The organism is Coleofasciculus sp. G3-WIS-01 (assembly GCF_040223135.1).
Taxonomy (GTDB): Bacteria; Cyanobacteriota; Cyanobacteriia; order Cyanobacteriales; family Coleofasciculaceae; genus Coleofasciculus.
Genome location: NZ_JAVJZI010000029.1, coordinates 1 through 15,474 on the forward strand (window position 1 = coordinate 1; position 15,474 = coordinate 15,474).

General features: G+C 45.8%; 8 protein-coding genes and 2 pseudogenes. 4 read left to right on the top strand and 6 right to left on the bottom strand.

The features are described 5' to 3' along the window. The first annotated feature begins 487 nt into the window (after positions 1-487). Complete coding sequence (locus tag RIM23_RS02995; RefSeq protein WP_446364327.1) at positions 488-3,880, top strand: PAS domain-containing protein; 3,393 nt, start codon at positions 488-490, stop codon at positions 3,878-3,880. Between the two features lie 134 nt (positions 3,881-4,014). Here the strand turns inward: RIM23_RS02995 and RIM23_RS03000 are convergent, their stop codons facing one another. Beyond that, positions 4,015-6,270, bottom strand: coding sequence for a molybdopterin oxidoreductase family protein (locus RIM23_RS03000; protein ID WP_446364329.1), 2,256 nt, complete (start codon positions 6,268-6,270; stop codon positions 4,015-4,017). A 332-nt stretch (positions 6,271-6,602) separates the two neighbouring features. Beyond that, positions 6,603-8,126, bottom strand: coding sequence for an MFS transporter (locus RIM23_RS03005; RefSeq protein ID WP_446364331.1), 1,524 nt, complete (start codon positions 8,124-8,126; stop codon positions 6,603-6,605). A gap of 304 nt (positions 8,127-8,430) precedes the next feature. Between RIM23_RS03005 and RIM23_RS03010 the strand changes: the two genes are divergently transcribed. Further along, on the top strand, positions 8,431-8,616 hold the full coding sequence (locus RIM23_RS03010) for a hypothetical protein (protein ID WP_446364333.1): 186 nt from the start codon (positions 8,431-8,433) through the stop codon (positions 8,614-8,616). 140 nt (positions 8,617-8,756) lie between these two features. Here the strand turns inward: RIM23_RS03010 and RIM23_RS03015 are convergent, their stop codons facing one another. After that, a complete protein-coding gene (locus RIM23_RS03015) occupies positions 8,757-9,695 on the bottom strand; it encodes a cupin-like domain-containing protein (RefSeq protein WP_446364335.1) in 939 nt (312 codons plus the stop codon). Positions 9,696-10,101: 406 nt separating this feature from the next. On the opposite strand from RIM23_RS03015, the gene RIM23_RS03020 reads away from it, so the two are divergent. Next, positions 10,102-11,784 (top strand): GH3 auxin-responsive promoter family protein, encoded by a 1,683-nt coding sequence (locus tag RIM23_RS03020; protein WP_446364337.1) that lies wholly within the window; start codon positions 10,102-10,104, stop codon positions 11,782-11,784. Between the two features lie 417 nt (positions 11,785-12,201). Next, positions 12,202-13,134, top strand: coding sequence for a 2-keto-4-pentenoate hydratase (locus tag RIM23_RS03025; protein ID WP_446364339.1), 933 nt, complete (start codon positions 12,202-12,204; stop codon positions 13,132-13,134). A gap of 157 nt (positions 13,135-13,291) precedes the next feature. Here RIM23_RS03025 and RIM23_RS03030 read toward each other — a convergent pair whose 3' ends face one another. The 3 genes and pseudogenes from RIM23_RS03030 to RIM23_RS03040 all read right to left on the bottom strand — a co-directional run. Beyond that, the gene (locus tag RIM23_RS03030; RefSeq protein WP_446364341.1) at positions 13,292-14,239 is read right to left on the bottom strand and encodes a putative 2-dehydropantoate 2-reductase; all 948 of its coding nucleotides are present in this window, start codon (positions 14,237-14,239) and stop codon (positions 13,292-13,294) included. A 650-nt stretch (positions 14,240-14,889) separates the two neighbouring features. Beyond that, positions 14,890-15,099 (bottom strand): annotated as a pseudogene (locus RIM23_RS03035) (CHAT domain-containing protein); the annotation flags it as partial. 90 nt (positions 15,100-15,189) lie between these two features. Beyond that, positions 15,190-15,474: pseudogene (locus RIM23_RS03040) on the bottom strand (hypothetical protein); the annotation flags it as partial.

The window sequence follows — 15,474 nt, forward strand, 5'->3', positions numbered from 1 at the left end:
TAGCTGAACATCCCCGTTGCTGAATAACCCGTATCCCCCTGCCAATTAAAGTTGAACGAGATCGCTTGGGCTTGTTGAGCGATCGCCATCGATAAAGCCGCCGAAGTCGCAGCGGTAACTGCAATTTACTTGAAAATGTAATGCATGACTCTCATTAAAATGGTGCTGTAAACTGAAAAATATACTATGGATTACTTTATTCCGACAAATCCAAGGAGACAAGTAAAGATTTGATGAAGTTGCCGTTAAACTAGGAAGTTTTGTGATGGAGCAGGTCAGTTTTGCACAAAATGTTCTCGTAGGTTGGGTAGAGCGATAGCGTTACCCAACAGGCTAACGATGGCGTTGGGTTTCGTTCCTCAACCCAACCTACAAAGGTGACTGGGAAAGTTAAATAAATATTGAGTAAATTCATAATTGCCTATCTTCCCTATACTTGGGCAAAGCGAATAGAATAGCAGTACTGGGCAAGGGAAACTAATATAAAATGTCACTTTATCAAAAATCTAAGTTAAATCCAGATTCCCTCAACGAGTTGACGAACGTCTGTGGAGAGATGGAGAATTGTTCAAGAGAGCCACAAATTCTCGTCATCGACGATACGCCCGAAAATCTGAAACTGGTTTCGGACTTTTTGAGAGACGCTGGCTTTGAGGTGCGGATAGCTAAAAGTGGTGTGCAAGGGCTCAAACTCCTAGAAAAACTTAATCCCGATCTGATCTTACTCGATGTGATGATGCCGGAAATGGATGGCTTTGAAACCTGTCGTCATCTCAAAGCATGGGAGAAGACGCAGGATATCCCCGTCATTTTTATGACAGCGGCGGTGGATACGTCGAATACTGAGGCAAAAGTCAAAGGATTGTCCTTAGGGGCAGTAGACTATATTAGTAAACCGATTCAACTGGATGAGGTATTAGCGCGGGTCAAAATTCACCTGCATCTCAAATTATTAACCCAGCAACTTCAGGAACAAAACGCCCAGTTGCACCAAGAAATTCGCCATCGCCAACTTGCACAAGCACAGTTGACGGAACATGCGCGGCGCTTAGCCTTGCGTTCAGATATCGGATTTGCCTTGAGTCAGGAAAGTGATTTATCCAGGATGCTGTTTCGCTGTACTCAGGCTTTTGTTCAACACCTAAATGTCGCCTTTGCCCGAATTTGGACGCTCAACTCAAGGGAAAATATCCTGGAGTTACAAGCCTCGGCGGGACTATACACCCATCTTAATGGCACTCATGCTAGAGTGCCCCTGGGTGAGTCGAAAATTGGTCGCATCGCCAGTCAACGCCAACCCCACTTTAGCAATGATATCCTGAGTGATCCCGAACTCAGTGATCCAGAATGGGCGCAACGGGAAGGTATTGTATCCTTTGCTGGCTATCCTCTAATTGTTGAAGATGAACTTGTGGGGGTAATGGGGATGTTTTCCCGTCATCCTTTATCCCCAAACACCCTGGATACCCTCGCCTCGGTTGCGAATGAAATCGCGGTGGGAATTGAACGCCAGCAACTGGATCAAGCTTTGCAAGAGTCTCAGCGCTGGTTACAGGCGATTAATGATGCCAATCCCAATATTATTTATGTTCATGATTGGATAGAGCGGCGCAATGTCTATGCTAACCGGGAAATCTCTACTATTTTAGGCTACACCCCCGCCCAAATCCAGGACATGGGGAACCAGGTTCTCTCAATGCTGATGCATCCCGATGATTTTGCCATCCTCACGGATCATCAAAACCGAATTAAATATGCCCAAGTGGGTGAAGTCTTTGAGTTAGAATACCGGATGCGCCACAAAAATGGGGAATGGCGTTGGCTATTTGCCCAAGAGACGGTGTTTAAACAGAATGCAGACGGGACAACGCGACAAACCCTAGGTGCTGCGATTGATATTAGCGATCGCAAAGAAGCGGAGATGTTGCTGGCACAACAAAATTATATCTTGCAGTGCATCGCTTCAGATGCGCCCCTCCCGGATATTTTGGCAGCGTTAGCTCGGTTTGTTGAGGAACAGTCTGAGCAAATGCGCTGTTCTTTTCTCTTAGTCGATGAACAAGGTAAACTGCGCTTAGGTGCGGCTCCTAGTTTCCCCCAGGAATACAACCAAGCGATCGATGGTGTGGAAATTGGTGAGGGTGTAGGTTCCTGTGGTACGGCGGCTTATCGCCAGGAAACGGTTATTGTCACGGATATTGCTACTGATCCGTTATGGGCAAATTATAAAGACTTAGCTTTATCTCATGGACTCAGAGCCTGTTGGTCTGTACCGATTTTATCCCGTAATGGCAACATATTAGGCACCTTTGCCGGTTATTATGACTACCCGCAAACCGCAACTCACCTGGATCAAGCCTTAATTAACCAAACCCTCTACCTTGCCAAGATTGCCATCGAACGGACGCGATCGCAAGCCGCCTTACGCGAAAGTGAAGAACGCTTACAACTCGCCTTAGACGCTTCAGGAGATGGGTTATGGGATTGGAATATTAATACCGGAGATGTGTATTTCTCCCGTCACTGGTTTGATATGCTCGGCTATGAGTATGATGAACTCTCAGGACATGTCAATACTTGGAAAAACCTGATCCATCCCGATGATCAACCTGGGGTGATGGAACTATTGCAGGCGCATTTAAAAGATCACTCCATTCCCTATAAATTGGACTATCGACTGCTGACTAAATCCGGGGTGTATAAATGGATTTCCAATTATGGGAAAGTCGTCGCTGATGATCAAAACGGTTTACCGATGCGGATGACAGGTACTCACCGGGATATTAGCGATCGCAAACAAATAGAACTAGCATTACAAGCATCGGAAACCCGGGAACGGGAAAAAGCTCAGGCGCTAGAAGAAACCCTAAAAGAATTGAAACTCACCCAAGCTCAACTCATCCAAACCGAGAAAATGTCCAGTTTAGGGCGCATGGTTGCAGGTGTGGCACATGAAATCAATAACCCCGCCAATTTTATCCATGGCAATATTACCTATGCCCACGCTTATTTCCAAGACGTATTAAAACTCCTACACCTGTATCAGCAAACCTATCCTCACCCCACCGCCGAGATTGAGCAACTGAGTGAGGATCTCGATTTAGAGTTTCTCGTCGGGGATTGGCATAAGCTGATCAAGTCTATGCAAATAGGCGTTGAACGCATCGAGAAAATTGTGCGATCGCTCAAAACCTTCTCTAAGTTGGATGAAGCTCAGTTAAAACCCGTTGATATCCATGAAGGTATAGATAACACCCTCTTCATGTTACAGCCCCGACTCCGGGATCAAGGCAATCGCACGGAAATTCAAGTGATTAAACACTATAGTCAACTTCCCCAGGTTACCTGTTATGCCAGTCAGTTAAATCAAGTCTTTATCAGTATCTTTGATAATGCGATTGAAGCCTTAGACTGCCAACCCGAACCTCGGTTGATTACAATCACGACTGCAGTCTCTAATCATACAAAAGCAGAACAGATCAGTAAAACCCTTGAACAAAGCGAAGGAGCATGTATTCTTAGGGGCGTTAGTGAAGCGGTAGAGATGAAAAGAGCGTCAGTATTCACGCCCAGATATCCCGGTTTTCTGCCCACATCCCAATGCCAATGCTTCACCCAATCCCCAATCCCTAATCCCCAATCCATTATTATTCGGATTCGCGATAACGGAATTGGCATGAGTGAGAACGTGCTTCAGCATATCTTTGACCCTTTTTTCACCACCAAACCTGTCGGGAGTGGCACCGGTTTAGGCTTAGCGGTAAGTCATCAGATTATCGTAGACAAACACCAGGGGAAAATTAGCTGTATTTCTGGCTTAGGCAAAGGCACAGAATTTATTATCGAAATTCCCGTTAATTTGAGTCAATCTAGGACATGATATCCAGCGCGATCGCATCTCCAACCTCCCACGATGGCGGCGTGACACAGCTAAAATGGTGGAATAAATTTTACCATTGAATCGGGCGCACGCCATGCGCCCCTACGGTTTCCAGGTGGACAATCAAATCGGGTTTATTTGCCCAAAATTGACTGTTGCTCAACCTCCTGTTCCCATAACACCTCTGAGGATTCTGGCACTAAACTCAACTGCACCGCACAAGCTTTTAACTCCGGTTGTCCAGAATCCGGACAAGACTCTGGGTGCGTCAAGGTGTTTGCTTCTGAATTCGCTGCCCACAGCGCCCCCCAATGCATGGGGACAAATATTGTCCCTGGCGCGATCGCAGAAGTAACTTTCGCCGGAAAACGACTTTTGCCGCGACGCGATCGCACCTCTACCCAATTCCCCTCTTCAATCCCTAGTTTCTGGGCATCACGGGGATGGATTTCCAAAAACGGTTGTGGATGCATTTTCTGAATCTTGGGAATATGACCCGTCCGAGTTTGGGTGTGCCAGTGACCATAAAGGCGTCCCGTTGTCAAGACTAAAGGATAATTCAAATCAGGGGGTTCTGCCAATCCCCGTGAGTGATACGCAGCAAACTTTGCCCGTCCATCAGCGGTGGGAAAGCGCCAATCCGTATACAATCGTTTGGAATTTGTCGAGGCGGGTTTAGTCACATTAGGGGTTGTGGGCAAAACGTTATCAGTAAAACCCGCCCCTACATCCGGGTTTTCCTCTGGATGGGGCCACTGAATCGGACCCTCCTGTAACCGCTCATAGCTAATACCCGTCATATCGCAAACCCGCCCCCGGGTGAGTTGCACGAACTCCCGATGCACCGCCGCCGAATCCGCAAAGTCAAACTGTTCCCTAAACCCTAAACGCCTCCCAACTTCAGCAAAGATTTCCCAATCGGCTCTAGCTTCGCCAACTCGGTAACGGAATTGGGGACATAAGGTTACCACCCGTTCAGAATTCGTCATCGTTCCCGTTTTTTCACTCCACTGAGCCGCGGGAAGGATGACATGAGCATAGGCTGCTGTTTCTGTGGGATAATAGGCATCCTGATACACCGTAAACGGTGACTGATTCAACGCCGCTTTCGTGCGTTCTAAATCTGGCATACTCACCGCCGGATTCGTCGCCGCAATCCAGAGGAACCCTACCGCCCCCGTCTCTAACCCCAGGATCATCTCCCAAGCCGTTAAACCCGGTTCTGGGGAAATTTGTCCCGGCTTGAGTCCCCACAACTGTTCCAATTCTGCCCGATGTTGGGGATTCTTCACCAAGCGATAACCGGGGAGAATATGTGCCAGTCCCCCCGCTTCCCGCCCCCCCATCGCATTGGGTTGTCCGGTGAGGGAAAAGGGTCCAGCTCCCGGTCTACCAATGGTTCCGGTCATCAGGTGTAAATTAATCAACGTGCGGACTTTGGCGGTTCCTTCCGAGGATTGGTTCATTCCCATTGACCACAAAGATAGCACCCGTTGGGAATCACCCCAATATCGAGCCGCTGTCTCCAGTTCATCTAACCTTATCCCACATTTACGCGCCACAAGTTCGGGGGGATAGTGGCGAATGATATCGGCGTAGAGGGGAAAGTCTCTTGTACATTCATCAATAAATAGGGTATTAATTTTACCCCAACGCATGAGTAAATGGGCAATTCCATTCAGCAGATCAATATCCGTACCCGGGCGAATCGCTAGATGTAAATCGGCAGCTTCTGCGGTGGGAGTACGCCGGGGGTCAACCACAATCATTTTCACCTTACGGTTCTTTTTACAATGCTGGTGCAGGCGATTAAATACGATTGGGTGACATTCGGCTGTATTTGTACCGATTAAAAAGGCACAATCGGTTTGTTCTAAATCCTCATAGCAGCAGGGGGGTCCATCTGAGCCGAGACTCTGGATATAACCTGAGACGGCGGAGGACATACAGAGGCGAGAATTGGCGTCAAAATTGTTTGTACCCAGACAACCTTTGAGTAATTTTTGGGCGATATAATAGTCTTCGGTTTGAAATTGACCAGAACCATACATACAGATGGCTTCAGGTCCTTGGGTAAAGCGGACAGTTTGCAGTTGCAAGACGATGCGCTCTAGGGCTTCATCCCAACTGACTTGTCGAAATGGCTGATCTAGGGAGTCTCGCATCATCGGATATTTCAGACGGTTTTTATCCAAGGATTCGCTCACCGTCGCTCCCTTGACACAAACCTTTCCCTGGCTGGAGGGATGAGCGCGATCGCCCCGCACTCGCCATATTGGTGTTCCTTCACTATCGCGATGGGTGGCTTGACCGAGTTGGGCGGGTGGCGTTACCTCTAAACCACAGCCCACACCGCAATAGGGACAAAGGGTTTTTGTTGATTCAGTCATGGATTTTTTCAGGGAACTCTTAATAGGGAACAGGTAATTAAAATTTAGAAGTCATATCTTTTGCGTATTTCACTATGAGATAATAGAGGACAGTTCAGCCTTTTGGAATCGCCTCCACCCTTGATATACCGTAGGGTGGGCACTGCCCACCAGCATACCAGTCAGTACCATTCATGTTTAAGAAAAATGTGGGTAATGCATAGAGGTTTTAGACCCAATTAATCAATTGTCAATTATCAATTATTAATTATCCATTGATAAACTAATCCCAATTACCGATAAGAGACGTAGTATGCTACGTCTCTACAGATTTAACAATTAATAATTAACCATCAATGGTGTTGTTCATCCGCCAGAACCGGCAGACTTTCGAGTGCCATTTCGGTTTCTTCACCTTCATGATGCGTCGCAAAAGATCCTTTAGGTTCTCTGAGGAAGAACCAACAGAGGAAGGTAACAACTAATGCAGTAACTCCTAAGGTTTGGAAGAAAATTCGGTTACCGATATCGCCTTCAGGGAGCAAACTGAATAGAGTCAAATAAGCCACAGCACCAACATTACCATACGCCCCAACATTACCCGCAATCTGACCCGTGACTCGGCGCTTGATTAACGGTACCATAGCAAAGGTAGACCCTTCACCGGCTTGAACAAAGAAGGAACAACCCATAGTGAGAATGACAGCACCAGGTAGCCACCAACTCCCATTTACGGTACTCATCATCAGATAACTAATCCCCATGCACCCTGTTAACACCGTCATCGTCCATTTACGGCTTCCTAGGGTATCTGAAATTAATCCGCCACCGGGACGTGAAACTAGGTTCATAAACGCATAGCTAGCTGCAATCATTCCCGCTAATTGCCTACTTAACCCAAATGTTCCTTCAAAAAAGGCGGGAAGCATGGAAACAACGGCTAATTCTGAACCGAAGTTAACCACATAAGTTAATTCCAGAAGGGCGACTTGAGAGAAGTTATACCGATCCTCAACAGGATACCGTTTTTTAGCCGTCATCAATTCTTTATTTACATCCCAGCATTTATAAGCTTGGAACAGATATAACCCCAACAGCGCTAACCAGGTAATAATTAATCCCGTTTTATCTAAGAAACCCACTTGACTCAAGCGCCAAGCCAAGACAGCCAGAATCCCCACCAGAGGAACATTCATCAGCATCAAGAATCCAAAGTCCCGCTTTGTGGTGACTTCTAAGCCACCGTGACGCTTGGGTTTCTGATAAACTTTACCAGGAGGGGTATCTTGAACGCTTCTGTAGTAGATGATGCCATAGATTGCTGCAATAATACCTGTAAGTGCGATCGCGAGTCGCCAGTTGACCATTCCACCCCCTGCGCCAATCGTCAATAACGCCGCAATCGTGGGTAGGGTAAAGGCGGATGCGGCGGAACCAAAGTTACCCCATCCCCCATAAATTCCTTCAGCCAAGCCAATTTCTTTGGGGGGGAACCATTCCGCCACCATGCGGATACCAATCACAAAGCCTGCGCCCACAATACTTAGGGCTAAACGGCTGATCACTAATTGGCTAAAGTTTTGAGCGAGGGAGAAGGCGATACAAGGAATTGCTGCATAAATCAGCAGTACGGAGTAGGTTAACCGTGGACCAAAACGGTCGAGTAACATGCCGATAATAATCCGAGCCGGTACAGTCAGCGCTACGTTACAAATTGCCAATGTCCGAATTTGTGCCGCACTTAAACCTAAGTCTTCTTGTACGGCTGTCGCTAATGGGGCGAAATTGAACCAAATGACAAATGAGAGAAAGAAGGCAAACCAAGTTAGATGTAAGATGCGGTATCGACCGCGAAATGACCATAATTCTTGCAGCATCAGTTACTTACCTATGTGTAAAAATTTCAGCATGGGGGTCTAATTTAATCGAGCAATTTTCTCATCCACTGAATTCGTCAATGGCTAAGGCAATCATCGCTCAAGGATAGACTTGTACCCTTTTCCATCGCTCTCAATTAACCGAAGTAATTTGTTTACGGTTCCCCGCTCTCAGGTACAACAATCACACCCTTGCCTGAGATGTTTCGTATATTTAATTACAAAATTCGCTTAAATATGCGCTGAATGCATAAAATTAATTCTTTTATTGCATGATTATTTTCAAACATAATAGAGACGTAGCATGTTACGTCTGGAACAGGAAGGCATGGCAAATCACCGTTGTGAATTATCCAAACTGGTAATCTGGGCGGGTTTAGAGACATCTGTTAGGTGTCAATCAATGTTAATCGTGAAACCCGCCCCTACCATCACTCTCGTTCCCAGGCTATGCCTGGGAATGCCTCTGTTGAGGCTCCGCCTCCTTTGACAAGCGGATGGAGCCGCTTAAGGAGCATTTCCACCCTAAAGCTGGAAACTAGAATGAGTAAGGGTTGTGACTTAAGTTGACACCAATGCACGCCCCGTGCGCCCGATTTAATCGTAAAATCTATGCCACCATTTTAGCTATTAAATTCTGTACAAGATTTGGCGAATCCTTGGTTGGGGATCAGGCTGAAATAAAGCCGCGATTAAATTGCCTCCTATATAAGGAATAGCACATAAAACCCCCAGGATAGAACGCCATTTCTGCCAATTCAGCCAAGCACGTCTGGTGGGATAAATGCGCCAAAATCGATTGACTGAACACATTATGGTATCATCAATTCCACTCACATCATGCCACCATCCAGACGGTAAGTATAATGTGTCTCCTCGTTCTAGAATCACCTCTTGTTTATGTTCTAGGGCTTGCTTTAATTTAGGAAAAGCGGCAAAATCTGGCTGCTCTAAGGACACCTGACTAAAACAGCACCGCAATTTCATCCCATGGCGTAAATGACCGAGAATGGGAAAGGGATAAAGATTGTAAGTTTGAGAGGGAGGAAATAAGATAATTTTTTTGACCCCATGAAGTTGGATGAGGGTATTGTCCATAATATCGTAATGCAATCCAGAGTGATGGATGCCTGAACCCATATACATTTTAAAATCAGTGACGGGATGAGTTAACCCCAGTTTTTTGCCCAAGCTTTTCCAGCCCGATGTATTCGTCAGGGTTGTATTTTTTAGGGGAAGTTTTCCTAGATAAAGGTCATTCTCTTGAACGTTACCACAGCGTAAAAGTTCGGCATAGTTCGAGAATCCCATTGTTTCTAACGCAACACCACTGCCTACAGGAGAACGTTTAGACTGTCCGGTCTTATACTTAGCCCGCTGATAATTCCGAACGATAACCTGACAATCGCCAATCTTTGCACAAAGATACTCCAAAGTCCAGTCCGGTTCATTCTCCAGCAATCCGGTAATGACGACAGGTGTACCCGTTTGTTGATAGCGTTGGTTAAACTGTTCGGGTGTGAGTGTGGATATATCGACACGCGGTACAGAAGAAATTGAAAGGTTCATTAGCATATCAAACTCCGCCAGAATAGATTGTCAATGGTTAGGTAAGCCACTGAAACCTCTAGCCTATGTCGGGAAGGTTTAACCAGGAATCGGGAACAAAAACTAAATAAACCCCATCTTGGCAAGGGTTCAACTTCATCCCAATCAACAGTTTCACTGAAATTAAAGAGTAGGGGAGGGAAAGATGACTGAGAGGATGTTGAAAAAACTTGACAATTTCTGCCAGAAATGACAAAAATGATGGAATTTGTGATCGGTCATTGGCAAACAAGGAAATGACTATGGGCAAGGGTTCGGTATGAAAAATACCATAAAATGCCGCAAATGTCTGGAAAATCGCTAAAAACGGATTTGGCTAACCAGAAATGCCCAATGTCCGCTCAAATTTAACTGGTGTGAGGATGTTATGTCAAATTATGTACTGCCCCTGTTAACCGCGCTAACCCGACAGGTTAAAGCCAATTTCGTGAATAAGACTCATCAGACGGAGGCGGTACAGGAACGGTTTCTGCTGACGCTACTGAGACAGTATCAGAATACTGAACTAGGGCGTCAATGGGGGTTGAGGGAGATTAGAACCATTGACCAATTTCGCGATCGCGTCCCGGTTTTGCCCTATAGTAGTTATGAACCCTACACGGAACGTATTTTCAACGGGGAGTCTAATATCTTAACCCCTGATCCCGTTGTTTATATCAATCTCACCAGTGGTTCCACGGGTTCAAAAAAGCTGATTCCCGTAACTAAGCGGTTTCAGAATTCCTTGCGCGGGGCTAATCTAACCAGTATGGGTTTTTTAGCCGATGCGCTGAGAGTTCGCAACCGTAAGTTTGGTAAACTCTTGATTACCAACTCTGTACAACCCCTGGGACAAACCCCAGAAGGGATTCGGTACGGTTATGCTAGTGTTGGCGTACTGCGGATGGGAAAGTTTCTGTACCAAAAACTGTTTGCCCATCCCTTTGAGACCCTACAACCGGGGGATAGCCTAGTCCGCCACTATGTTTGTTTACTCTTTGCTCTACGCGATCGCACCATGCGGGGGATCATTGCTAATTTTCCCATGCTCCTGCTGCGGACGGCAAGTTATTTGGAAACCTACGCCGAAGATTTAATTCGGGATTTAGACAAAGGGACGATTGCTGGCTGGCTAGACTTAGAATCAGGGATTCGGTCACAATTAGAGCATCAATGGTCCGCTTATCCCCAACGGGCGCAGGAACTACGAGACATTTTAAACCACGAGGGGCGCCTAACCCCGAAACGGGTTTGGTCAGATTTATCCTTTGTCGCCACCGCACGCGGCGGTACATCGGATTTTTACTTTCACCGCTTTGGCGATTATTTTGGGGATACGCCTGTATTTGGGGCGGTTTATTCCTCCGCAGAAGCCACATTTAGTATCTATCCTGATGTAGACACCGATGGGAGTGTCTTGGCGATTGAAAGCGGTTTCTTTGAATTTGTCCCCGAAGACCAATGGGACGCCGAACATCCGAAAACTCTCCTGGCGACTGAGGTTAAACTTGGGGAACACTATCGCCTTTTAACTACAAATTATAGTGGGTTTTATCGCTACGATATTGGCGATGTGGTGGAAGTTATTGGATTTTACAATAAGACGCCTTTGATTGTCTTCCGCTATCGTCGCGGGGGAACAATGTCGGCGACTGCAGAGAAGACGACAGAACACCATGCAACTCAGGTGATGCAAGCCTTACAACAGGACTTTGACGTACCTTTAGAAGACTTTTGTCTGACGCTATCGGAGAGTATTACCACCACTCACTATTTAGTCAATATTGAGTTAGCACCCGGTCAACATCTGGAAAATCCCCAAGCCTTTCTGGCTAGTTTTGACCGCAAACTGCAAGACGCGAATATGTCTTATGCGGTAAAGCGACCTGATAATTATATTCCAGCGCCCCGCCTACGGATATTAGCACCGGGTAGTTTTGCCATTGTGCGTCAGCGTCAGTTAGAACGGGGCGTTCCCGATTCTCAGTTGAAGTTTCCTCATATTAGCAATGATCGGCAGTTTTTGGCAGGGTTAGAGGTGTTAAAAGAAATCAGATTACCAAAAGATTGAAAAATGAAAAATGAAAAATGAAAAATGAAAAATGCTGTAGGGGCGAAGCATTTGCGCCCAGATTTCTCGGTTTTATACCAACGTACCAACGCATAAGCTTCGCCCAATCCCCATAGGCAAGAGTTTTTGGCAGGGTTAGAGGTATTAAAAGAAATCAGATTACCAGAAGATTGAAAAATGAAAAATGGAAAATGGTGTAGGGTGTAGGGTGTAGGGTGTAGGGGCGAAGCTTATGCGCCCAGATTTCTCGGTTTTATACCAACGTACCAACGCATAAGCTTCGCCCAATCCCCATAGGCAAATAGTGTAGGGGCTCTTTTCACTATTATCTTTTCGGTTGAACCCAGATGTAACTCGCGCCCACCCCTCCCGTGAAACCTTAGGAAGATAAGGGAACAAAAAAAGGACGAATGACCAATGACTAAACACTATTGGCAATCTGCTATTCTCACAATTTTGTTAGGGGGTCAAATTTTTGGGCTAGGCGCTGTTCAAGCAACAGAAAGCCGGAAACGCACCCCTTGTCAAACCCAGGATACTGGCGGGGTGATAACGCCGGATTCCCGATTCCTGGACGAATTAGTCACCCATTACCTCAACCGCATCCCCCTAGAAACAGCACCACCCAACTTAACTGTAACTGAAGCCGAACAATTACGCGATCGCTTCATAGAAAAACTCACTCCTATTTTAGGACAAAGTATCGGTTACAAGGCAGGACTCACGAGTACAACCGCGCAAAAACAGTTTAATGTCTCTCATCCCTTACGCGGGATTCTCTTAGCACAAATGCTCCTACCCACTGGGTCAATCGTACCCGCTAATTTTGGCGCACGTCCACTGTTTGAAGGGGATTTAATCGTGAGAGTGGGGAGTGAGGCGATTAATCAAGCGACGACTCGCCAAGAGGTTTTAGCCGCCTTAGATGCAGTCATTCCGTTTATTGAATTGCCGGATTTAATCTATGAATCGGGGATAAAATTAGACGCTGCTGACTTAATCGCGATTAATGTGGGGGCGCGTTTAGGAATTGTGGGTGAACCGATTCCCCTGACGGCTACTCCAGAATGGCAAGAACGGTTAGGTAATATTAAATTAGTGATACTGGATGAAACCGGAAAAGAATTAGCCACAGGTACAAGCAATGTATTATTAGAACATCCCTTAGATGTTGTTTTATGGTTGCGGGATGACCTGAAATCAGGGGGTAAGCGACTGAAAAAAGGCGATTTATTATCCTTAGGAACAATAACACCGTTAATGCCCGTAGAATCAGGAAAAACCATTCGCGCTCAATATTTCGGCTTAACGGAACAGGATGCTGTTGAGATATCCGTGAGTTTTGAATGAAACGATGGCTAAAACTCCTTTGTTTAGAGCATGGCAATTGTGGGCAAAAATCAAAACTTAGTCAGGGCGGGTTTTACCTAAAAGTTATCAGCAATAGCGACATGAAAGTCCTAAACCCGCCCCTACACATAAACCATGGCACGTCAGGATTTAATCCCTAATCACCAATCGTGATATTTCTAGCATCTAAAAATTTTAATTGTTGATAGAGCATGGTTATTTGGGGAACCGCAACTCCAACCCTTTGCGCCGCCCGGATTGGGTTGCCAAACATAGCTTCTACTTCCAAGGGACGATGACAATCATAGTCGATTTTCATGCTGGTACGATAGGGTTTCATCTTCATCGTATAATCCAACATCTTTTGAACAAAACTCTCTTTTATCTCTAAACCATACCCCGCCGCCCCGGCTACAACTTCTCCCATCAGTTGTTCCGTCATCTGATATCCATGAGTATCCTTCATAATTGCATCAGTTGTGGCATCTAATACGACAGATAGACCATTATAAGGAATATTCCACACCAATTTCTGCCACCGGGAAAGGAGTAAATTCTCAGAAAGCTGAATCGGAATATTGGCTTGCTCAAAGTCAGCCGCAATCTGACGCATTGTTGGGGTAATTCCTTGGGGTTGATGGTGTTTGCTGTATGCGCCGAGCTGGATTTGACCATAATCAAGGTGATGAATTTGACCCAAACCAATTTTATTAGAACAGATAAAGCACAGTCCCCCTAAAACTGCCACGGTTTCCCCAACTATGGCAGCAATTTCAGGTTCAATTCCTAAGCCATTTTGCAAGGTGAGAACCACGGTTCCAGGTTTGATAAGAGGCGGAAGCAGGTGAGGCAGGAGATGATTTTGGGTAGTTTTTAGAGCGATTAATACGACATCACTTGGGGGCATATCTTTGACATGGTTGTAGGCATTCACCTGGGGTAAGGTAAAGTCTCCCAAGGTTGACGAAATTGCCAAACCATGCTCTTTTACATAGTTATAATCGCGCCGGAGGAGAAAATGGACATCGAGTCCAGCTTTTTGCAAGCAAGCGCCGTAAAAACCTCCGATCGCGCCTGTACCAATCACGGCGTAATCTCTTCCCATAGGCTGAATCCCTTAATAATCGTCTTTTGTCCTTAGTAAGGGTTTGAGTCCTGTTTACCCAATCTACCCTAAGTCTGGCATCCTGGGAATGTCTGGGGAAGCAAAGGCGCGATCGCACTTTCCTTTTCCCCTTCATCCCCTAACCCCAACTCCAATCCGCAACACAAGAGGAAGCATCACTCCCCAGTCAGCTATCTTTGTTTCCACCACCCTCCTGATATAAATAAAACTTTTAACCTTCAAGCTGACGTTTTAATATTCTAAAGCGAAGCGGATTTAGGACAAGCAGAAAACGTCACTGACAAATCCTGATTTGACCTGGGTTTGAGGATGTAGTACGATATATTGAAATACTGTATTGGGTATTCTTCATAGCCAATTTTAAACCTAAAACGCTTAAAAGCCTTGATATGGCGTTATTTTGCCCTTCCTAACGTCGGGAAAAATTAAATAATACAAATATGTTCCATTACCCAATTTTCTGAACTCAAAAAGAGGCATATTTGACAAAAAAGCCATTTAATGCGTCTATCGCCTAATCAAAAACGGAGGATGGGTGGAATAGGGATTCAACTATCCACCCAATAGAAGAAGCGCGATCGCACTTTCCTTTAACACCGACTAAACTGAATCAGCAAACACTAGAGGTACTACCAAGGACTCCCGACTAAAGTAAACGCACTCCAATAATAAGGATGAGTAAGTTCCTGATCAGACAATTCAGCCAACTGAGGAGGTAGAGGAAAGATACCACTTGGAGTCACAATCTGACCATTTTCCAGGCGGACTTTGCCCTGAATCATGGCTAATTGTGCCTGTCGCAAGGCTTCTGCTTTAATAGGGGCTTGCTTTAACTGTTCATAGAACCGCTTCTAAAAACCTAGACAAACCTACCCATAAGTAATTCTGCCTTGGTATAAGTCCACGGTGTAACTTTTGGTCGATGACCGTTAACGCTTGCGCTTGGCTGATACCCGGCATTGTTGCTCGATATCAGCCTTAACCAACGGCTCCCAGTTAGAGACGCAGTAGTAATCGTGTCTACGATTAACTACAGAGCATCGACCAATAAAATTATTAAATTGATATAGAGCACTCCATACGTGCTTTCTCGGATTCACTCCGAGATAGGCGGACACAGAACGCGGCAATCTCTCGCTTTTATTCATTCCCCTTCTGGCAATTGCTAGGGCGGCTGCCACATCAGACGATAGTCCATACATTCGACTATATTT

Coding starts and splice junctions, on each gene's coding strand:
- RIM23_RS02995 (WP_446364327.1), top strand. CDS start 488: ATGTCACTTTATCAAAAATCTAAGTTAAATCCAGATTCCCTCAACGAG.
- RIM23_RS03000 (WP_446364329.1), bottom strand. CDS start 6,270: ATGACTGAATCAACAAAAACCCTTTGTCCCTATTGCGGTGTGGGCTGT.
- RIM23_RS03005 (WP_446364331.1), bottom strand. CDS start 8,126: ATGCTGCAAGAATTATGGTCATTTCGCGGTCGATACCGCATCTTACAT.
- RIM23_RS03010 (WP_446364333.1), top strand. CDS start 8,431: ATGTTACGTCTGGAACAGGAAGGCATGGCAAATCACCGTTGTGAATTA.
- RIM23_RS03015 (WP_446364335.1), bottom strand. CDS start 9,695: ATGAACCTTTCAATTTCTTCTGTACCGCGTGTCGATATATCCACACTC.
- RIM23_RS03020 (WP_446364337.1), top strand. CDS start 10,102: ATGTCAAATTATGTACTGCCCCTGTTAACCGCGCTAACCCGACAGGTT.
- RIM23_RS03025 (WP_446364339.1), top strand. CDS start 12,202: ATGACTAAACACTATTGGCAATCTGCTATTCTCACAATTTTGTTAGGG.
- RIM23_RS03030 (WP_446364341.1), bottom strand. CDS start 14,239: ATGGGAAGAGATTACGCCGTGATTGGTACAGGCGCGATCGGAGGTTTT.